Below are 20,430 nucleotides of genomic sequence, written 5' to 3' on the forward strand. Positions count from 1 at the left end.
GCGAATATACAACGAAATGATAAGATATAAAGTGAGGTATGAACTATGTCAGGACATTCAAAATTTGCCAATATCAAGCATAAGAAAGAGAAGAACGACGCGGCAAAAGGGAAGATATTTACGAAGCTTGGAAAGGAACTTGCGGTAGCGGTCAAGGAAGGCGGAAGCGCCGATCCAGCCAATAACAGCAGGCTTCGTGACGTCATCGCGAAGGCGAAAGCCAATAACATGCCGAACGATACGATTGAAAGAAATATTAAGAAAGCCGACAGCGATGCCAATGCGGCAAATTACGAGCATATTACATATGAAGGCTATGGGCCAAACGGCACGGCGATCATCGTGGAGGCACTGACAGACAATAAGAACCGTACGGCCTCCAATGTAAAGAATGCGTTCACAAAAGGCAACGGAAATGTTGGAACGCCCGGCTGCGTATCCTTCATGTTCGACAAGAAGGGACAGATCGTAGTAGATAAAGAAGAGTATGAAGGCGATTCCGACGAACTTATGATGCTGGCTCTGGATGCCGGAGCAGAAGACTTCGTGGAGGAGGAAGACAGTTACGAGATTCTGACCGATCCGGAAGACTTCAGCGCAGTGCGCCTTGCAATGGAGGAGGCTGGCATTCCTATGGCAGCGGCAGAAGTAACTATGATTCCCCAGACTTATGTGGAACTTACGGATGAGAAGGATATCGCAAGCATCCAGAAGACTCTGGACATGCTGGATGATGACGACGACGTCCAGGATGTGTACCACAACTGGGATGAATAATCCGCTTTGACGGGCAACGGAGGAAGACAGATGGAAGATACGAAGAAGGCGCTGGAATCTTTATTCGACGAGATGCTGGGCAATATCAAATACTTTAAGAAGAAATCCTACCACTCCCTTTTTGAAAGCCTTTATGAAGGGCATAAGGAACTATTCGCCACGATCGCCAGGAAGTGCGAGGAGGCCGAAGAGGAGGACAAGGAAGGTCTGATAGAAGAACTGGCGTCAGTGATACCAGAATATGCCTATCTGAAGATGCAGGAAGTCCCGAAAAGGAAGAAAGAGATGTTTTCCGTGGATTATAATATGGCTATGGCCGTGTATATAGTCCCGCTGCTTACCTATTCCCGGGATCCGGAGTGCGAAAGAATCGCTGACCGGATGGTGGAACTGTGGAATAAGAAGCAGATTACATCCATGAAACTAGGAAGATCTTCTTTTGAGGATATCGCCGGAGGATTCCGGAAAGGCTTCTGCTATATCACGACCGCGGTGTGCGAAAGCCAGAACAAGCCGGATGACTGCTATGAACTGATGATGCTCAGGCACTACCGTGACAGTTACCTAATGCAGGCCGAAGAAGGAAAGCGTATCGTAGAAGAATATTATGAGATCGCTCCGCGTATCGTGCTTGCGATTGGCATGCAGAAAGATTCTTCCGGGATCTATGAAGGGATTTACAGGGATTATCTGGCTCCATGCATCCATTTTGCCGAATCCGGAAAGAATGAAGAATGTAAAAAACTGTATATGGACATGGTGCGCCATCTGCAGACCAAATATCTATCTTGAAATTCACAGGAGGAAATAAATGAGCGATTATAAGATTGAGACAAAATGCATCCAGTCCGGCTACCAGCCGGGAAACGGCGAGCCGAGGGTGCTGCCTATTTACCAGAGCACGACATTCAAATACGATTCCAGCGACCAGATGGGAAGATTGTTCGACTTGGAGGAGAGCGGGTATTTCTATACGCGGCTCCAGAATCCTACCAATGACGCGGTAGCGGCAAAGATCTGCGATCTGGAAGGCGGAGTCGCTGCCATGCTGACTTCATCTGGACAGGCGGCAAGCTTCTATGCCATTATGAATATCGTGGAGGCTGGCGATCATATCGTGTGCGCGTCTGCCCTTTATGGCGGTACATATAATCTCTATGCCCATACGATTAAGAAGATGGGCATCGATGCTACCTTTGTGGATCCGGACTGCACGGAAGAAGAACTGGACAGCGCGTTTCAAGAGAATACCAAGGCGGTATTCGGAGAGACCATCGCAAATCCTGCATTGGTCGTGCTGGACTTTGAAAAGTTTGCAAAAGCAGCCCATTCCCATGGGGTTCCATTCATCGTAGACAATACATTTGCAACGCCGATCAACTGCCGGCCGTTCGAATGGGGGGCAGACATCGTAACCCACTCTACCACCAAGTACATGGATGGCCATGCATCCTGCGTCGGCGGAGCGATCGTAGACAGCGGCAACTTTGACTGGGATGCATATCCGGATAAATTCCCGGGACTTACCACGCCGGACGAGACCTATCATGGAATCGTGTATACGAAGAAATTTGGCAAAGGCGCATACATTACAAAGGCAACCTCCCAGCTGATGCGGGACTTAGGCTCCATCCAGGCGCCGCAGAATGCGTTTCTTCTGAATATCGGCCTTGAGACGCTGCATCTGAGAGTGCAGAGGCATTGCGAGAATGCCTTGAACGCGGCCAAGTATCTGCAGGGACATGAAAAGGTAGCCTGGGTATCAAGCCCATCCCTTCCGGGAGACAAGTACTATGACTTAGCGAAAAAGTATATGCCCAACGGAACCTGCGGGGTGATCACATTCGGCCTGAAGGGCGGACGTGACGCGGCTGTACGAATGATGGACAGCCTGAAGATGATCGCCATCGTAACGCATGTTGCGGATGCCAGAAGCTGCGTGCTCCATCCGGCAAGCCATACGCACCGCCAGATGAACGACCAGGAGTTAAAAGAAGCCGGCGTTCAGCCTGATCTGATCCGATTCAGCGTGGGAATCGAAAATATCGAGGACATCATCGCTGACCTTTCGCAGGCGCTGGAACAGGTATAAAAATTGCAAATACCTCCATACTAAATGAAAAATGTATGGAGGTATTTTTTTATGGCAGAGTCAGAACGCGAAGAGAAAAAGACGGAACAGATTAAGGAGATGGGCAGCATTAATCTGAATGAAAATAAGGACAGGCACAGAATCAAGCTGCTGACGATCATAGGGGAGATCGAAGGTCATGAGGCGGTAGCCGGAAACACGAAGGCCACGAAGTACGAGCACCTTCTTCCTATGCTGGCAGAAGTAGAAGACAGCGAAGAGATTGAAGGAGTCCTGATTCTTCTGAACACCATGGGAGGGGATGTGGAGGCAGGACTGTCGATTGCGGAGATGATCGCATCTTTGAGCAAGCCCACAGTGTCCCTGGTACTTGGAGGCAGCCACTCTATCGGAGGCCCATTAGCCGTCTCCGCAAAATATTCCTTTATTGTTCCAAGCGGCACCATGATCATCCACCCGGTCCGCTCCAACGGCATGTTCATTGGAGTGGAGCAGAGCCTTCGCAATATGATCAGGACCCAGGATCGGATCACAAGGTTCCTTTCCCAGCACTCCCATATGACCCAGGAGAGAATCGAAGAACTGATGCTCAATCCTACGGAACTGGTGAAAGACGTAGGGACGCTTCTGGAGGGTAAGGAAGCTGTTAAAGAAGGACTGATAGATGAAGTGGGCGGCATGAGCGAGGCATTGAATAAATTGCACGAAATGATCGACCAAAGCAGACAGAAAAAGTATGAAAATATGTAATGACAGCCCTTTTTAAAAATGATATACTATAAATAGTATTGCCAGTAATAAGGGGGAAGTATAATGGCTGCTAAGTCCAAGAAACGCAAGAGTACAAAGCAGACGAAGAAGAACACGCAGCAGAGTTTTGTCAGGGACGAGATCATAATCTGGGTCACGCTTGCAGTCAGCATCCTGATGCTGATCAGTAATTTTGGAATCGGCGGTTTTGTAGGGGAAGCGATTTCAGATTTCTTATTCAGGATATTTGGATGGATTGCATTTGTAATGCCGTTCATCCTGTTTGGAGCGGTTGCTTTTGTCATTTCGAACAAAGGCAACCTTCATGCGTATATGAAAGTTGCGACATGCCTGATCTTAATGGTTCTGGTCTGCACTTTTCTGCAGCTGGTGGATGAGAAAGGCGGGATGCTGGGAAATATCCTTGTGGATGTCCTGGTACCTGCCATTGGTATTGCCGGTACATATGTGGTAGACGTTATCCTGATGATCATCTGCCTTGTGATCATTACCGGGAAGTCGGCCCTGAAGGGGGTAAAGGCCCAGGGAGGCAAGGCATACGACAAAGCAAGGAAGGATGCCGAGCGCAGGCGCGAGCAGGCGCAAGAGCGGAGGAAGATTAAGGAAGCGCAGCCGAAGCAGTCCAGATCTGGAAAGCGAAGCGAGAAGCATGTGGAGGGCGTCTCTTTTGATACCACGATAGCGAAGAAGTCGCCGAATGTAAAGGAATTGACCATTGACCCTATGGAAGAGGACAGGATGCAGGAGCCGGACACGCACGCTGTGAAGGAGCCGGGCTTCGTAATCAACCGGGGCGACATGCCATCCACAGTTTCGGAGCCGGAGGCAGAGCCGGTGATGGAAGCGGCGCCATTTGATGAGACGCCGGTCCCGAAGAAAAGGAGCAAGATGGCCTCTGCAGATGTGGCAAGCGAGGTGGCGGATGTGGCTGCCAGCGTAGCCGCAAGCGCTACAAAGCCAAAGAAAGCCTATCAGTATCCGCCCATATCCCTGCTAAAGCGGGGCAGCAAGCAAAGCGGGGAATCGGATGCCCACCTGCGGGAGACGGCGATGAAACTGCAGCAGACGTTGCAGAATTTTGGCGTTAACGTGACCGTTACCAATGTCAGCTGCGGGCCGTCGGTCACCCGTTACGAGCTTCAGCCTGAGATGGGCGTGAAGGTGAGCAAGATCGTGGGGCTTGCAGATGACATCAAGTTGAATCTTGCGGCCGCGGATATCCGGATCGAAGCCCCGATCCCCGGGAAAGCAGCCGTGGGAATCGAGGTGCCGAATAAGGAGAACTCGGCGGTAATGCTCCGGGATCTGCTGGAATCCAAAGAGTTTAAGAACAGCGCGTCCAAGATATCATTTGCCGCAGGTAAGGATATCGGAGGCAAGGTGGTCGTGGCGGACATCGCCAAGATGCCTCATCTTCTGATCGCAGGCGCAACTGGCTCAGGCAAGTCTGTCTGCATCAATACGCTGATTATGAGTATTCTGTATAAGGCAACCCCGGAGGAAGTCAAGCTGATCATGATCGATCCAAAGGTAGTGGAGTTAAGCGTATATAACGGCATCCCGCATCTTATGATCCCGGTGGTGGCAGACCCTAAGAAAGCAGCAGGTGCGCTGAACTGGGGCGTGGCGGAGATGACCCGCCGCTATCAGGCTTTTGCAGAATATAACGTAAGAGACATGAAGGGATACAATGAAAAAGTGGCATCCATGCCGCCGGTGGAAGGAAAGGCGCTGGAGCGGATGCCGCAGATCGTGATTATCGTAGATGAGCTTGCCGATCTTATGATGGTGGCTCCCGGAGAAGTGGAAGAGGCCATCTGCCGTCTGGCACAGCTGGCGAGAGCGGCGGGAATACATCTGGTGCTGGCAACACAAAGGCCATCGGTCAATGTCATTACAGGACTTATCAAGGCGAATATGCCGTCAAGGATCGCATTTTCCGTATCCTCCGGCGTAGACTCCAGAACCATTATCGACATGAACGGTGCCGAGAAACTGTTGGGAAAAGGAGACATGCTGTTCTATCCGTCCGGATATCAGAAGCCGGCCAGAGTACAGGGCTCCTTTGTTACGGACAAGGAAGTGCAAGGCGTGGTAGAGTACCTCAAGAATCACAACGGGGATGTTACATACGATGAGGAAATCGTAAACCACGTTAATACAAGCTCTGCGGCAGGAATGTCCGGGGGGCTTGGAGCGGAAGGTGATGACCGCGACGTGCATTTTGTAGATGCGGGCCGCCTCATTATAGACAAGGATAAGGCATCCATCGGGATGCTGCAGCGTACGTTCAAGATAGGCTTTAACCGCGCGGCCCGGATTATGGACCAGCTGTTCGAGGCTGGCGTCGTAGGCCCGGAGGAGGGAACCAAGCCAAGAAAGGTATTGATGTCCCCGGAAGAGTTTGAACGATATGTAGAGGAAACTGTCTAAAAAACAAAAGAAAGGATTGGTAGCCGATGAAAACAGATATCCAGATAGCACAGGAAGCACAGATGGCCCACATCAAGGATGTGGCCGCAACAGTTGGTATTGAAGAGGAAGAATTAGAATTTTATGGAAAGTATAAGGCAAAGCTTTCCGATGACGTATGGGAGAAAGTCAAGGACAGGCCAAATGGCAAACTGGTCCTGGTAACGGCGATCAACCCGACTCCGGCAGGAGAAGGAAAGACTACCACTACCGTTGGATTGGGACAGGCGCTGGCAAAGTTGGACAAGAAGGCGATCATTGCGCTTCGGGAGCCATCCTTAGGCCCATGCTTTGGCATAAAGGGAGGCGCTGCCGGTGGCGGATATGCCCAGGTTGTTCCTATGGAAGATTTGAATCTGCATTTTACCGGAGACTTCCATGCAATTACATCTGCCAATAACCTGCTGGCAGCCTTGCTTGATAATCATATCCAGCAGGGGAATGAATTGCAGATCGATCCCCGCCAGGTAGTATGGAAGCGCTGCCTTGATATGAATGACCGTAATCTGCGTAATATCGTAGTCGGGCTTGGAAGCAAGATGGACGGAATGGTAAGAGAAGATCACTTTGTCATTACGGTTGCATCTGAGATTATGGCAATCCTTTGCCTGGCAGATGATATCCACGACCTTAGAAGACGGCTTGGCAGAATTATCGTAGCTTATAATTTTAATGGAGATCCGGTGACTGCAGAGGATCTTAAGGCAACGGGAGCTATGACGGCGCTTCTGAAAGACGCTATCAAGCCGAACCTGATCCAGACCCTGGAGCACACGCCGGCATTGGTACATGGCGGGCCATTTGCCAATATTGCCCATGGATGCAACAGCGTCAGGGCAACGAAGATGGCGCTGAAATTAAGCGATATCACGGTTACAGAAGCTGGATTCGGCGCAGACTTAGGCGCGGAGAAATTCTTTGATATCAAGTGCAGAAAGGCAGGCTTAAAGCCGGATGCGGTAGTTTTAGTTGCAACTGTGCGCGCTTTGAAGTATAATGGTGGAGTTGCAAAGGCGGATCTGTCCGAAGAGAACCTGGAAGCGCTAAAGAAAGGCATCGTGAATCTGGAAAAGCATATTGAGAATATCCAGAAGTACGATATCCCTGTAGTCGTGACTCTCAATTCGTTTGTCACAGATACAGAAGCGGAGAATGAATTCATCCGCCAGTTCTGCCAGGAGAAAGGCTGCGAATTCGCGCTTTCCGAAGTGTGGGAAAAGGGCGGCGAAGGCGGAATCGCTCTTGCCAACAAAGTATTAGATACTTTAGAGAATAAAGAAAGCCATTTCCATACATTATATGAAGATGAGTTATCATTAGAAGAAAAGATAGAGACTATATCCAAGGAAATCTATGGAGCAAGGGGAGTCATCTATGAGCCTGCAGCGAAAAAGCAGCTGGCCAAGATAGCATCCATGGGATTTGGAAATTTGCCGGTCTGCATGGCAAAGAATCAATATTCATTATCAGACGATGCGAAGAAGCTGGGACGTCCTACGGATTTCGATATTCATATCCGTGAAGTATACGTCAGTGCGGGGGCGGGATTCGTAGTCGCGCTTACCGGCGCTGTCATGACAATGCCGGGACTTCCGAAAGTACCTGCTGCAAATGGGATTGATGTATCAGAAGAAGGTAATATTGTAGGATTGTTTTAAGGGGATTATAAAAGAAATGATAACGATGTATGATAAAACTGGCAGTAGGAGGTTATCATAAGATGAAGTGCAGGTATTGCGGACACGAGATACCGGATGGAATGTTGTATTGTGAAGAATGCGGGAAGGAAGTCCGCATTGTTCCTGACTATAATCCGTTAGATGATATGCTTACCGCTCAGGTGAAAGGTGCCATCAGTGGGGAGAATGATTATTCTGAAGATGACATCTATGAATCAGTAAGAAATACGACTGCTATGGGAAGAAGCACCGGCGCAGGAAGATATACGTCCGCAGGGCGCAGGACGGGGACAGGACGAAACGGAGTCCCGGGCAGTACTGCAGGGCGCAGCGCTACCGGCCGCAATACTGCAGGTCGTAACACTTCCGGACGCAGGAATACTTCAGGAGGCAGTCTTCCTGAGCGTGAGAGAAGGCGCAGGCAGGCGGAACGCAAGAGAGCATTGCGCCGCAAGAGAAGAAAAAGAGCGCTTATCATACTGGCAGTGCTGGCAGTCGCAGTTATCGCAGCTTGTTTTGCCATATATCAGACATCCTATGCGGGAATCGTAAATAAGGGGTATAAAGCAATAGATAGCAAAGAGTACGACAAGTCAGAACAATATTTCCAGAAGGCAATTGCTAAAAATGGAAAAAAAGCGGAAGCTTATGCGGGACTGGCAAAAGTATATACGAAGCAGGACAATCTGGATAAAGCAGAGTCCGTCTTCCTGAATGCCATTGAAAAGCAGCCAAAGAATACGGATATCTATGAAGCCTGCGTCCAGTTCTATATGGACACGGATCAGAAGGCAGAGATCCCGCTGCTTTTGGAAGATGCGCAGGACAATGTCACGGAGACGCTTGCGGGATATATCGTGAAAGGGCCGAAATTCAGCCTGGATGACAGCGAGACATTCGAAGATGTACAGGAACTTTCCTTAAAAGCGGGAAATGGATACACCATCTACTATACTACGGATGAGACGGGTCCGACGGTAAAGAGTACGAAATACGCGGAGCCAATCCAGATCGGCGAGGGCGAGACCGTAGTTTCGGCAATCGCTGTCAACAAGAAGGGAATTCCCAGCCTTCCGGTGAAGAAGACTTATACGGTGGAACTGCCGATTGAAGACGCGCCGGCCGTATCGCCATCTACAGGGCAGTATGAATCTGCTACGCAGATAGAGATTAAGGTTCCGGAAGGATATGAGGCCTACTATACGATGGACAAAAGCGATCCGACCACCGCTTCCACCAAGTATGCCGGACCGATAGACATGCCGGAGGGAGAGACCATATTCAAGGCTATTCTGGTCAATGCGAAGGGACGTACCAGCGGAGTGACTACCCGCAATTATGTATTGGAACTTTCACAAGGAGAATAGAGATGATAAAAAGAGAGCAGCCTGACTGTTTTTGCATTGGCGAAAACAGGGGCTGCTTTTTTACTGCCTGCATTTTTTGTACGAAAATAAAAACAAGAAAATTTGTAAAAATGGTTGTGTTAATAATTTAACAGATGTATAATATTGATAAATAATTAACATATCATATAAAAGGAGATGCGGACAATGAGTAGATTTACATTACCTAGGGACGTTTATCATGGAAAAGGATGCCTGGAGGAACTGAAGAACCTAAAGGGAAAGAAGGCAATCCTGGTTGTCGGAGGCGGCTCAATGAAGCGTCAGGGATTCCTGGATAAAGCCGTCGGATATTTGAAGGAAGGCGGCATGGAAGTAGAACTGTTTGAAGGCGTTGAGCCAGATCCATCTGTTGAGACGGTTATGAAAGGCGCTGAGGCAATGCGTGCTTTTGAGCCAGACTGGATCGTAGCGATGGGAGGAGGATCTCCAATCGATGCAGCTAAGGCCATGTGGGCATTCTATGAATATCCGGAGACCACGTTTGAAGATCTGTGCGTGCCTTTTAACTTCCCGGAACTGAGACAGAAGGCCAAATTCGCAGCCATACCGTCTACCTCCGGAACAGCGACAGAGGTTACGGCGTTCTCCGTCATCACAAATTATCAGACGGGCGTGAAATATCCGCTTGCAGACTTTAACATTACGCCGGATGTGGCAATCGTAGATCCGGAACTTGTGGAAGGACTCCCTGCGAAACAGGTTGCTTACACGGGAATGGATGCGCTGACTCATGCCATTGAAGCATATGTATCTACTTTGAACTGCGCATTTACAGATCCGCTTGCGTTACAGGCAATCGAGATGGTATTCGATTATCTGCCGGCTTCCTATCATGGCAATATGGTGGCAAGAGAACAGATGCACTACGCGCAGTGCCTGGCTGGAATGGCATTCTCCAACGCTTTGCTTGGAATCGTTCATTCCATGGCGCACAAGACCGGCGCGGCTTTCTCTACCGGACATATCACTCACGGATGCGCCAATGCGATGTATCTGCCATATGTAATCAGATATAATGCAAAAGACGCTACGGCGGCAAAGCGTTACGCTGAGATCGCACGCCGGATGGGGCTTGGCGGAACTTCTGAACAGGCGCTGATCAATAGCCTCTGCGAGAAGATTGATGAATTCAATGCCAAGTTTGACATTCCTGCGACATTGAAGGAATTCGGAATCAAGGAAGACGAATTTAAGGAGAAGATCGCCAAGATATCCGAACTTGCTGTGGGAGATGCATGTACCGGTTCCAATCCGAGGGCAATTGATCCCGCAACAATGGAGAAACTGTTTACATGCATCTATTATGGAACCGAGGTAGACTTCTAGGATAGGGTACAATCTTAAGTGTACATAAAAAGACGGCTTATCAAGAAAAAGATGTGCAAAAAAATCTTGATAAGCTGTTTTTGCGGATGTATAGATGTCGAATGATACTTGATATTTTCGCCCGGATACATTATGATGAAATGAGTATTAAATATTAGGAGGAAATAAGATGTACAAGATAGTAAAAGCCGAGAAACTGGCTGATGTGATTTATCTTATGGATGTAGAAGCTCCTCGTGTGGCAAGACATTGCCAGCCAGGGCAGTTTGTCATCGTTAAGATGGACGAAAAAGGGGAAAGAATCCCTCTTACAATCTGTGATTATGACAGAGAAGCAGGCACTGTAACGATTGTATTCCAGCCCGTAGGCGCATCTACCACGAAGATAGCCGGATTACAGGCAGGAGATTATTTCCGCGATTTCACGGGACCGCTTGGACGTCCGTCTGAATTCGTAGACGAAGATATCGAAGACCTGAAGAAGAAGAAAATCCTGTTTGTAGCTGGCGGCGTCGGAGCGGCACCAGTCTATCCTCAGGTCAAGTGGATGAAAGAGCATGGGATCGACGTGGATGTTATTGTCGGCTCTAAGACAAAAGATATGCTCATTCTGGAAGACGAGATGAAGGCGGTTGCAGGCAATTATTATCCATGTACGGATGATGGTACATATGGCCATGCAGGAATGGTCACGACGAAGATCGAGAAACTGGTGGAAGAAGGCAATCACTACGACGTGTGCGTTGCCATCGGACCGATGATCATGATGAAGTTCGTCTGTCTGCTGACTAAGAAGCTGGAGATCCCGACAATCGTCAGCATGAACCCGATTATGGTAGACGGAACAGGCATGTGCGGCGCCTGCAGGCTTCATGTAGGCGATGAGATCAAGTTTGCCTGTGTAGATGGTCCGGAATTTGACGGACACCTTGTTAACTTCGATGAGGCTATGAAGAGACAGCAGATGTACAAGACGGAAGAAGGGCGTGCAATGCTGAAATTACAGGAAGGCGACACTCACCACGGTGGATGTGGCCATTGCGGAGGTGACAACTAATGGCAGATGTGTTAAAAAGAGTGCCTGTCAGAGAACAGGACGCAAAAGTAAGAGCGACAAACTTCGAAGAAGTATGCTATGGATATAATAAGGAAGAAGCTATGGAAGAGGCGGCCCGCTGCCTGAACTGCAAGAACGCCAAATGCATTCAGGGATGTCCTGTGGCAATCAACATCCCAGGGTTCATCTCTAAGGTGAAAGACGGGGATATTGAAGGCGCCTATAAGGTGATCGGCGAGTCTTCCGCGCTTCCGGCTATCTGCGGACGCGTATGCCCGCAGGAGTCACAGTGCGAATGCAAGTGTATCCGTGGGATTAAGGGAGACCCGGTATCCATCGGAAAACTAGAAAGGTTCGTTGCGGACTATGCCCTGGAGCATGATATCAAGCCACAGAAGGCAGAGAAGACCAACGGACATAAAGTGGCAGTCATCGGTTCTGGCCCATCCGGCCTTACCTGCGCCGGAGACCTGGCAAAACTGGGCTATGAAGTGACCGTATTTGAAGCGCTTCATGAACTTGGCGGCGTTCTGGTATACGGAATTCCGGAGTTCCGTCTTCCAAAGGAAAAGGTTGTCAAAAAAGAGATCGAGAAAGTAAAAGAATTGGGCGTTAAGTTTGAGACGAATGTAGTGATCGGAAAATCCACTACCATCGACCAGCTGATGGAGGAGGAAGACTTCGAAGCCGTATTTATCGGCTCCGGCGCAGGCCTTCCGATGTTTATGGGAATCCCGGGCGAGACAGCCAACGGCGTATTCTCTGCCAATGAATACCTGACCAGGAGCAATCTGATGAAGGCCTTCGATGATTCTTATGATACACCGATCGTGGCAGGCAAGAAGGTCGCGGTAGTAGGCGGCGGAAACGTTGCCATGGATGCAGCCAGGACTGCGCTGCGCCTTGGAGCGGAAGTACATATCGTATACCGCCGAAGCGAGGCAGAACTTCCTGCCAGAGTGGAAGAGGTGCATCATGCTATGCAAGAAGGGGTTATCTTCAACCTTCTGACGAATCCGAAAGAAATCCTTGTGGATGACAATGGATGGGTAAAAGGCATGAGAGTCATCAAGATGGAACTGGGCGAGCCGGATGCATCCGGCAGAAGGCGTCCGGTAGAGATTCCAGGTTCTGAGTATGAGATAGAGGTCGATACGGTGATTATGTCTCTTGGAACCTCGCCAAATCCTCTGATTGCATCTACGACCAAGGGGCTTGAGACCAATAAGCGCAAGTGCATCGTGGCTGAAGAAGAAAACGGCCAGACCTCCAAAGCCTGCGTATATGCCGGCGGAGATGCCGTTACAGGAGCGGCCACCGTAATCCTGGCTATGGGCGCAGGAAAGGCTGGCGCAAAAGGAATCCATGAACTTTTAAAAGATAAATAAAGCCGGGATCAGGCTGTATCGAATAGGGGCCAGGCGCCTTAAAAAGCGCCGGGGCCTCTATTCTGCGTTTTATGGATCCCTAAAATTGAATTTCCCCCCTGTACCCGTAAGGACGGATATGGTATGATGAGGAGGAATGTTATAAGAAAAGAGGTTATAAATATGACAATATTTTGGGGCTTGATCATCCCTTTTATAGGAACTACCGCAGGCGCGGCATGCGTCCTGTTTATGAAAAATGAACTGAAGCCGGTAATCCAGAAGGCACTTCTTGGGTTTGCGGCAGGGGTCATGGTGGCTGCCTCCGTGTGGTCTTTACTGATACCGGCCATGGACATGTCCGAGCATATGGGCAAATTTGCATTTGCACCAGCTGCTATTGGCTTTATAATCGGAATCGCATTCCTGCTTCTTCTGGACCGCATCATTCCCCATCTCCATATTGGGAGCGATGAATCCGAAGGGCCGAGAAGTACGTTGAAAAAGTCCACCATGCTGGTGCTTGCCGTTACCATCCACAATATTCCGGAAGGAATCTCCGGAGGGGCTGTTTTTGCCGGACTTCTTACGAATAATGCCAATGTGACCGTAGCAGGTGCCTTCGCCCTGTCTATCGGCATTGCCATCCAGAACTTGCCGGAAGGATTCATCGTGTCTCTTCCAATCCGCAGCGAGGGCCATGGCAGGGGCAAGGCCTTCCTGTATGGCTCCCTGTCAGGCATTGTGGAGCCGATTGCCGGAGGGATTACCATATTGCTGGCAGCATACATTACGCCTATTCTGCCATATCTTCTGGCGTTTGCCGCCGGAGCCATGATCTATGTAGTAGTGGAGGAACTCATTCCAGAGTCAGCGGAAGGAGAGCATAGCAATATCGGAACGATCGGGTTTGCCGTGGGATTCGCATTGATGATGATACTGGATGTGGCGTTAGGATAAGGAGGCGTTATGCGAAAGAAGATCCGTACTGCAGATGAAGAGATGAGGAATGTTGGATACCTCGTCCTGTTTTCCATACTCTGGTATTCGCAGATCCTATCCTCGATTGCCAGAGACGGCTTTCATACTACTTTGCTGATCTTTCTGGCTGCGGGGCTGATGCCGCCTATACAGGCATTCCGCATAATCCAGAAAGCAATGTATTTTCGTAATTTTCACAGGCAATGCGTGAATGAAAGCCGGCCCCAGCAGGGGAGAATCGTGAACATTACCAGAGAATATTATGATGATTATCAGGAAAGCCGCAGATACCGCAGAACCTATTATTTCCTGATTGTCGAAACCGTGGATCCGGAGACAGGCATTGCCAATACGATAAAAAGCGAGCCTTACCGGATTCCTGTCTATAAGTATCTGGGGTCTCCCTATGTGCAAGTATACACGGACCGTACCGGCTGGAAGCATGTCATCGATGGATTCCAGTTAAAGAACAGCCGAAGCGAGCCCGACATCCCTTTGGAGAATTCCAATGTGTATTTAAAGGATTTTAACAAGACTCCATCGATCTTAAACTGGATATTCATCATTATCTTCGTGCTGATACTGCTGCAAAGTTTCGGAGTACTTAAGTAAGAGAGGAACAAAGATATGAAGATTACATTGGTAACGGTAGGAAAGATCAAAGAGAAATACCTGAAAGATGCGATTGCGGAATACAGTAAAAGGTTGGGCAAGTATTGCAAGCTGGAGATTATTGAAGTTGCGGATGAGAAGACCCCTGAGAATGCAAGCGCCACGGTGGAAGATATGATCCGGCAAAAGGAAGGGGAGAGGATCCTTAAGTATATAAAAGAAGACGCCTATGTCGTCGCTCTGGCAATCGACGGCCAGATGCTTTCCTCCGAGAAACTGGCGAAGAAGATCAATCTACTAGGAATACAGGGAACCAGCCATATCGCGTTTATCATCGGAGGCTCCATAGGCTTAAGCCAGGAGGTGCTAAGCCGCGCCGACTATCAGCTTAGCTTCTCTAAGATGACGTTTCCCCATCAGCTGATGCGGGTGATACTGCTGGAGCAGGTATACAGGAGCTACCGGATCATTACCGGAGAGCCCTATCACAAGTAATCTTAAATTGCCAATTATTACTTGTATTATTATTAAAGTTCTTGTGTTACTATCTTGCTTGTAACAAATATGTAATAAATCGATAATGAAAATGTAACATTTATCGAGAGCAAGGAGGTAATATGAAGAAATTATCAGTATTAGCAACGATTACAGCCATGGGGATTGCAGGCAGCGCAGCGCTTCCGGCTCAGGCGGCAGATATGAACCAGGTTTACGATCAATTAAAAACGAATGGATATGCAGTGATCGGCGGACAGGTAAACAGTCCGGAAGATCTGAAAAACATGATATCCAGTTTAAATGATAAGTATCCTGGTATGAATATTAACTGGGGAGACTGTCCGGTTATCACGCCGCCGGGAGAAAATACTCCTGACACGGATCAGCCAGATTCTGACGGTGGAAATACTGGTACTCCAGATATTGATCAGCCTGGGGATGGCGGCAATCAGCCAGGAACGGACACGGATCAGCCAGGGACGGATACTGAAAAGCCAGGAACGGAAGAGCGCAGTTTTGCGGAAAAAGTGGCAGACCTTGTAAATGCCGAAAGGGCTAAGGCCGGGCTGGATGCTCTTACAATTGATAAAGGGATTGAATCCGCGGCTCTTGTAAGGGCGAAGGAAATCGAGACTTCATTTTCCCACACTAGGCCAAATGGCAGTTCTTTCAGTACCGTCTTAACAGAGAATGGCATTACATTCAGAGGATCAGGCGAGAATATAGCATGGGGACAGCGCACGCCGGAAGAAGTTATGAATGGATGGATGAACAGCGAAGGACACAGAGCCAATATCTTGAATCCGAAGTTCAAGAAAATCGGAGTAGGATTCTATCAGAATGCAGAGGGTAGAAATTATTGGACCCAGCTCTTTACTTATTAAAACGGGATGTTGGAAAATCCTTTCGAAATAGAGTGAGCAATCGAAAGCATGGCGGTTTTACCGCTGTGCTTTTTCTGTACATATGAAAAACTATGGACTATAATGAAAAAAGAATAGGCAGAAATTATTTGTTAAATGTGCTATACTGTTGCTTAAGAGAGTCATAAGGAGAGGTCTGCAATCTATGAAATCCAAAGAAGAAAAGTCAAATCCGATATACCCGGAAGGTCTCAAGACAGGAGACCAGGTGTGCATTATTGATCCAGCCAACGCATTTACCGAGGAGGCATTGGATGCGGCCGCATCTCATCTTGAGGCGCGGGGGTTAAAGGTTACCGTGTCAGAAGATATGGCATTTCGCAGAGGGACGCCAAAGGAGCGTGCAGAGAAGCTTAACAGGGTGATCGAAGATCCCAGGAATCGTGGGATTTTCTGCATATGGGGAGGATATGGCACCATACCTTTGCTGGATAAGATCAATTATGACGCGTTAAGCAAGAACAGGCCCATATTCACCGGATTCAGCGACATTACGGCTATGCATCTGGCGATCGGCCAAAAGACAGGACTGGTGACCTACCATGGCCCATCCTTTTTTAGCACGAGCCGGCCGCCAACGGAAACGGCACTGTGTAATTTCCTGGATGTGCTGGCCTCGCCCGGGAAAGAGCGGGAACTTAAGAATTTTAATAGAGAAGCCTTTGCGGTTTTGAAGGAAGGCGTCTGCGAAGGACGGATTGCGGGAGGCAATATGACTCTGGTCAGCCGTCTGATGGGAACGCCTTATGAGATCGATGCCAGGGGGAAAATCCTTTTTCTGGAGGAAGTAGGAGAGAAGCCTTACCGGCTGCATGGGATGCTATACCAGCTGAAACTTGCGGGCAAGCTTGACGAGGCGGCCGGAGTCATCATAGGCAGCCTGACGGACTGCGATATCGAGGGGCGGCCAGGGAGCGCGGAGGCAATGGTAAAGGAAGTTTTGAAAGATTTGCAGATTCCAGTCGTTCTAAATGTGCGGGCCGGACATATCAAGGATCCGCTTACGATACCTATGAATGGACTGGCAAGAATCGACGGGGCAAGAGTGATCCTCTCGGAACAGATATAAATGAGAGAAAAAAGGAAGCAGGGAAGGGAAAGTATGAAGAAAAAGAGAAAAGTATGGAAGATTATCGGAGGCGTGCTTCTGGCGATCATTCTTCTGCTGGCGGCCGCTGTCGCCTATCTGACAATACGGGAATACAGGCCGGATCCGATTGAGGATATAGCGCCGGGGAAGGGAAACGCCAGGCTGAATGCCGGGGATGCATTTACGATTCTTACGTATAACACCGGATATGCGGGACTTAGCAAGGACGAGGACTTCTTTATGGACGGGGGCTCCAAGGTCGAGCCGGAAAGCAAGAAACTTGTGGAGGATAATCTGAAGGGAATCACTTCCATCCTGAAGAAGCAGGAAGCGGATATTTATTTTCTGCAGGAGGTGGACCGGGATTCCAAGCGATCCTATCATATTGATGAACAGGCCTATTATGAGGAAGAACTTGGACTTAAGGGGATGTTTGCATGTAATTTCAAATGTGACTTCGTCCCATATCCGCTGCCGCCAATTGGCAAAGTAACCAGCGGACTGGTGACGATGACGGATCTGAATGTCAAAGAGGCATCCAGAATCTCGCTTCCCGAATCCTTCTCATGGCCAGTCAAGACTTGCAACTTGAAGCGGTGCATGCTGGAGGTCAGGGTGCCTTTGGAAGGTACAGACAAAGAACTGGTGCTGATCAACTTCCATCTGGAAGCTTATGACAGCGGGGAGGGAAAGATCGCCCAGAGCAAGATGCTGGCAGAGAAGCTGGAGTCAGAATACCAGCAGGGAAATTATGTGATTGCAGGCGGTGACTTCAATCAGACTTTTGAAGGAATGGAAAAATACCCGATCCATAATAAGGATAAGTGGGTGCCTGGCATCGTAGGCGCTGATGACATACCAGAAGGATTTTCCTTTGCCGTATCCGACAATGTACCGACCTGCAGGCTGCTTGACGGGCCTTACAGCGGGAACTATGATGAATCCCAGGTATATGTATTGGATGGATTTATCGTTTCCAATAATATCAAAGTGAATAAAGTAGGGAACATTGATACGGATTTCGAGTACACCGACCATCAGCCGGTGCGTATGGAAGCCATCTGCCTTAAAGATGGACAATAGAAATAAAAAAATAGCATCAAGGATATAGATTATGAAAACCGAAAAATTAAAAACTTACTATCTGATCATAGGAATGGTCTGTCTCTGCTTCCTGACGGCAAGCGTAGGCTTTACCTTTTATTCTATGGAGGAATATGAAAAGAAGGATATCAGCCATTTCAAAGAAAATGTAGAAAGCATGCGTAATAGCGTCTCCAATATGATAAAAGGCAACATCGAGATTCTGGATGGTATGGCTTTGACTATTGGACAGATGGAGATAACGGATATCGAGCATCTGCAGCCGATCATTAAGAAGGTCAATGACAGGAATGCCTTCCTTCAGATGGGATTCGTAGATGCGGATGGAACAGGGGATATGGTGGATCTGGATGGGACGATCCATAGAGATGTGGACTTTTCCGATGAGAGTTTCTTTCAAAAGGCAATGGGAGGAGAGACGGCCATATCCAATACCTTCAAAGATGAATACACCAATGGATATCTGAATTATTATGGAGTGCCTGTGGTGATACAGGGAGAGACGGTAGGCATACTGGCCGCGGCAGATAAAACGGACAGGCTGAGAGAAGTTCTGGATGTTCCGATATTCAGCAAAGGCGGATATGCGAATGTTATAGATGATCAGGGAGCCTATGTAGTCCGTTCCATAAATTCTCCTGCGATAGAACATATTGAGGACATCGGTGATTTTACAGAAGAAGAATTAAAGAATATCCACAGGGAACTGAAAGAAGGCGAGGAGGATTTCATTCGATTCAACAAAGAAGGAAAGAAAACCTGGGCCGCGTACATGCCTCTGGGGATCAATGACTGGTATCTTTTGGGCATTGTTTCTAAAGATGCGACAGGTAGCGCCTATCACCTGTTTGCCGGCATGATCATCATCGTAACGTCAGCAATGGCCATCTTTATCTTCCTGGTCTACTGCATCACCCGGGTGCAGGTCAAGAATGAAAGAGAACTGGAAAGGCTGGCTTATCAAGACCCGCTGTTAGGAATTAATAATTATATTAAGTTTAATAAAGACCTGTCGGAGACGCTGGCGAAAGAAGGATTCCGAAAGATCGCTTTCTGGTATTGCGATATCGATAATTTCAAACTCTTTAACGAGTCCTTTGGCTATGAGGCGGGAGACCAGCTGTTAAAAAGCCTTGCGCAGCTGTTCGATGAGTGCGCCAGGAAAGATGAGTTATTCTGCCGCGAGACATCAGATCATTATGTAGGCATCCGCTATTATAAAGAACCCTCGGAACTGAAAGCCTGGTATGAGGAACTGACGGAGAGGCTGGAACATTATCATATCTTCAAGCAGCAATCCTTCCGCCTGGTACTCAGCATGGGATTCTATTGTGCGGATATGCCGGAGCATCTGCTTACGGTCAATGAGATGTACAATAGAGCAAGAATTGCCCAGAAGACCGTCAAAGAGAAGAAGAACATTAAATACGCATTTTATTCGGACAGCCTTCACAGCCAGCTGCTGCGCGAAAATGAGATCGAGGCCAATATGAACCAGGCGCTTTGCGAACATCGATTCAAGGTCTATGTCCAGCCTAAGGCAGCGTTGGCAGATGACAACCGGATATCTGGCGGCGAGGCGCTGGTACGCTGGGCAGATCCGGAAAAAGGCATGATCAGTCCGGGAGAATTTATCCCTCTCTTCGAGAAGAACGGCTTCATCGTGCCGTTGGACCGGTATATGATGGAAAGCGTGTGCCAGTGGCTGCATGGGTATATGGCTGCTGGCGGGAGGCCGATAAGGCTGGCAGTGAACGTTTCAAGGCTTGGCATATTTCAGGAGGATTTTGTAGATTATTACACCAATATGAAGAACCAGTACCAGATACCGGATGGCCTGCTGGAACTGGAATTTACAGAAAGCCTGGCCATTGAAGACAATTCGTTATTGCGCCAGAAGATCGATGAACTGACGGCCAGGGGATTCATCTGCTCGCTGGACGACTTCGGCGCGGGATACTCCTCTCTTAATACTTTGAAAGACCTTGCGATCCAAGTGTTGAAACTGGACATGCTGTTCTTTAAGCGAAGCGACAATGACGAGAAGGCCAAGATTATCATCGCAAATATCGTCCGCATGGCCAAGCAGCTGCATATCCGCGTAGTGGCGGAAGGCGTGGAAGAGCCAGAGCAGGTAGAATTCCTGAAGGAATGCGGATGTGACATCATTCAAGGATACGTATTTGAGCGTCCCATGCCCTGCGATGAATTTGAAAGACTTTTATCTAAGGATCCCCATGGAGACTGGGGAAGCGGATTTAAACGTACTTAG

The 20,430-nt window shown here is 48.6% G+C and carries 17 protein-coding genes; all 17 read left to right on the plus strand.

What is annotated here, in order from left to right:
* Nucleotides 1–45: 45 nt before the first annotated feature.
* The gene (locus tag K0036_RS09415; RefSeq protein ID WP_004606159.1) at nucleotides 46–777 is read left to right on the plus strand and encodes a YebC/PmpR family DNA-binding transcriptional regulator; all 732 of its coding nucleotides are present in this window, start codon (nucleotides 46–48) and stop codon (nucleotides 775–777) included.
* A 30-nt stretch (nucleotides 778–807) separates the two neighbouring features.
* Nucleotides 808–1,569: a CFI-box-CTERM domain-containing protein gene (locus tag K0036_RS09420; protein WP_220431243.1), complete on the plus strand. Its 762-nt coding sequence runs from the start codon at nucleotides 808–810 to the stop codon at nucleotides 1,567–1,569.
* Between the two features lie 19 nt (nucleotides 1,570–1,588).
* Nucleotides 1,589–2,869, plus strand: a complete 1,281-nt coding sequence (locus K0036_RS09425; RefSeq protein ID WP_025643510.1) for an O-acetylhomoserine aminocarboxypropyltransferase/cysteine synthase family protein — start codon at nucleotides 1,589–1,591, stop codon at nucleotides 2,867–2,869.
* Between the two features lie 51 nt (nucleotides 2,870–2,920).
* A complete protein-coding gene (locus tag K0036_RS09430) occupies nucleotides 2,921–3,619 on the plus strand; it encodes a ClpP family protease (protein ID WP_025643509.1) in 699 nt (232 codons plus the stop codon).
* A gap of 63 nt (nucleotides 3,620–3,682) precedes the next feature.
* Entirely contained in the window at nucleotides 3,683–6,073 is a 2,391-nt protein-coding gene (locus K0036_RS09435) for an FtsK/SpoIIIE family DNA translocase (RefSeq protein WP_220431244.1), read from the plus strand.
* A 26-nt stretch (nucleotides 6,074–6,099) separates the two neighbouring features.
* Nucleotides 6,100–7,770 (plus strand): formate--tetrahydrofolate ligase, encoded by a 1,671-nt coding sequence (locus tag K0036_RS09440; protein WP_025643507.1) that lies wholly within the window; start codon nucleotides 6,100–6,102, stop codon nucleotides 7,768–7,770.
* 62 nt (nucleotides 7,771–7,832) lie between these two features.
* Nucleotides 7,833–9,158 (plus strand): chitobiase/beta-hexosaminidase C-terminal domain-containing protein, encoded by a 1,326-nt coding sequence (locus K0036_RS09445; protein ID WP_220431245.1) that lies wholly within the window; start codon nucleotides 7,833–7,835, stop codon nucleotides 9,156–9,158.
* A gap of 186 nt (nucleotides 9,159–9,344) precedes the next feature.
* Nucleotides 9,345–10,526: an iron-containing alcohol dehydrogenase gene (locus tag K0036_RS09450; RefSeq protein WP_025643505.1), complete on the plus strand. Its 1,182-nt coding sequence runs from the start codon at nucleotides 9,345–9,347 to the stop codon at nucleotides 10,524–10,526.
* 169 nt (nucleotides 10,527–10,695) lie between these two features.
* Nucleotides 10,696–11,583: a sulfide/dihydroorotate dehydrogenase-like FAD/NAD-binding protein gene (locus K0036_RS09455; RefSeq protein ID WP_220431246.1), complete on the plus strand. Its 888-nt coding sequence runs from the start codon at nucleotides 10,696–10,698 to the stop codon at nucleotides 11,581–11,583.
* Nucleotides 11,583–12,971, plus strand: a complete 1,389-nt coding sequence (gltA, locus tag K0036_RS09460; protein WP_025643503.1) for an NADPH-dependent glutamate synthase — start codon at nucleotides 11,583–11,585, stop codon at nucleotides 12,969–12,971. Before K0036_RS09455 ends, gltA begins: the two co-directional genes overlap by 1 nt.
* A 162-nt stretch (nucleotides 12,972–13,133) precedes the next feature.
* Nucleotides 13,134–13,910 carry a ZIP family metal transporter gene (locus tag K0036_RS09465; protein ID WP_025643502.1) on the plus strand — a complete coding sequence of 259 codons (777 nt, stop codon included), beginning with the start codon at nucleotides 13,134–13,136 and terminating at the stop codon, nucleotides 13,908–13,910.
* Nucleotides 13,911–13,919: 9 nt separating this feature from the next.
* Nucleotides 13,920–14,543 (plus strand): hypothetical protein, encoded by a 624-nt coding sequence (locus K0036_RS09470; protein WP_220431247.1) that lies wholly within the window; start codon nucleotides 13,920–13,922, stop codon nucleotides 14,541–14,543.
* 15 nt (nucleotides 14,544–14,558) lie between these two features.
* Nucleotides 14,559–15,038, plus strand: coding sequence for a 23S rRNA (pseudouridine(1915)-N(3))-methyltransferase RlmH (gene rlmH / locus K0036_RS09475; RefSeq protein ID WP_220431248.1), 480 nt, complete (start codon nucleotides 14,559–14,561; stop codon nucleotides 15,036–15,038).
* Nucleotides 15,039–15,160: 122 nt separating this feature from the next.
* Complete coding sequence (locus K0036_RS09480; RefSeq protein WP_025643499.1) at nucleotides 15,161–15,925, plus strand: CAP domain-containing protein; 765 nt, start codon at nucleotides 15,161–15,163, stop codon at nucleotides 15,923–15,925.
* Nucleotides 15,926–16,109: 184 nt separating this feature from the next.
* A complete protein-coding gene (locus K0036_RS09485) occupies nucleotides 16,110–17,033 on the plus strand; it encodes a S66 peptidase family protein (protein WP_220431249.1) in 924 nt (307 codons plus the stop codon).
* A gap of 33 nt (nucleotides 17,034–17,066) precedes the next feature.
* The gene (locus K0036_RS09490) at nucleotides 17,067–18,137 is read left to right on the plus strand and encodes an endonuclease/exonuclease/phosphatase family protein (RefSeq protein WP_259283424.1); all 1,071 of its coding nucleotides are present in this window, start codon (nucleotides 17,067–17,069) and stop codon (nucleotides 18,135–18,137) included.
* Between the two features lie 31 nt (nucleotides 18,138–18,168).
* Nucleotides 18,169–20,430 (plus strand): EAL domain-containing protein, encoded by a 2,262-nt coding sequence (locus tag K0036_RS09495; RefSeq protein WP_220431251.1) that lies wholly within the window; start codon nucleotides 18,169–18,171, stop codon nucleotides 20,428–20,430.

The sequence above is a fragment of the [Clostridium] scindens genome, assembly GCF_019597925.1.
Lineage (GTDB): Bacteria > Bacillota > Clostridia > Lachnospirales > Lachnospiraceae > Clostridium_AP.

What these genes read in the sequence shown, in the direction of transcription:
- K0036_RS09415 (WP_004606159.1), top strand. Translation starts at nt 46, where the DNA reads ATGTCAGGACATTCAAAATTTGCCAATATCAAGCATAAGAAAGAGAAG.
- K0036_RS09420 (WP_220431243.1), top strand. Translation starts at nt 808, where the DNA reads ATGGAAGATACGAAGAAGGCGCTGGAATCTTTATTCGACGAGATGCTG.
- K0036_RS09425 (WP_025643510.1), top strand. Translation starts at nt 1,589, where the DNA reads ATGAGCGATTATAAGATTGAGACAAAATGCATCCAGTCCGGCTACCAG.
- K0036_RS09430 (WP_025643509.1), top strand. Translation starts at nt 2,921, where the DNA reads ATGGCAGAGTCAGAACGCGAAGAGAAAAAGACGGAACAGATTAAGGAG.
- K0036_RS09435 (WP_220431244.1), top strand. Translation starts at nt 3,683, where the DNA reads ATGGCTGCTAAGTCCAAGAAACGCAAGAGTACAAAGCAGACGAAGAAG.
- K0036_RS09440 (WP_025643507.1), top strand. Translation starts at nt 6,100, where the DNA reads ATGAAAACAGATATCCAGATAGCACAGGAAGCACAGATGGCCCACATC.
- K0036_RS09445 (WP_220431245.1), top strand. Translation starts at nt 7,833, where the DNA reads ATGAAGTGCAGGTATTGCGGACACGAGATACCGGATGGAATGTTGTAT.
- K0036_RS09450 (WP_025643505.1), top strand. Translation starts at nt 9,345, where the DNA reads ATGAGTAGATTTACATTACCTAGGGACGTTTATCATGGAAAAGGATGC.
- K0036_RS09455 (WP_220431246.1), top strand. Translation starts at nt 10,696, where the DNA reads ATGTACAAGATAGTAAAAGCCGAGAAACTGGCTGATGTGATTTATCTT.
- gltA (WP_025643503.1), top strand. Translation starts at nt 11,583, where the DNA reads ATGGCAGATGTGTTAAAAAGAGTGCCTGTCAGAGAACAGGACGCAAAA.
- K0036_RS09465 (WP_025643502.1), top strand. Translation starts at nt 13,134, where the DNA reads ATGACAATATTTTGGGGCTTGATCATCCCTTTTATAGGAACTACCGCA.
- K0036_RS09470 (WP_220431247.1), top strand. Translation starts at nt 13,920, where the DNA reads ATGCGAAAGAAGATCCGTACTGCAGATGAAGAGATGAGGAATGTTGGA.
- rlmH (WP_220431248.1), top strand. Translation starts at nt 14,559, where the DNA reads ATGAAGATTACATTGGTAACGGTAGGAAAGATCAAAGAGAAATACCTG.
- K0036_RS09480 (WP_025643499.1), top strand. Translation starts at nt 15,161, where the DNA reads ATGAAGAAATTATCAGTATTAGCAACGATTACAGCCATGGGGATTGCA.
- K0036_RS09485 (WP_220431249.1), top strand. Translation starts at nt 16,110, where the DNA reads ATGAAATCCAAAGAAGAAAAGTCAAATCCGATATACCCGGAAGGTCTC.
- K0036_RS09490 (WP_259283424.1), top strand. Translation starts at nt 17,067, where the DNA reads ATGAAGAAAAAGAGAAAAGTATGGAAGATTATCGGAGGCGTGCTTCTG.
- K0036_RS09495 (WP_220431251.1), top strand. Translation starts at nt 18,169, where the DNA reads ATGAAAACCGAAAAATTAAAAACTTACTATCTGATCATAGGAATGGTC.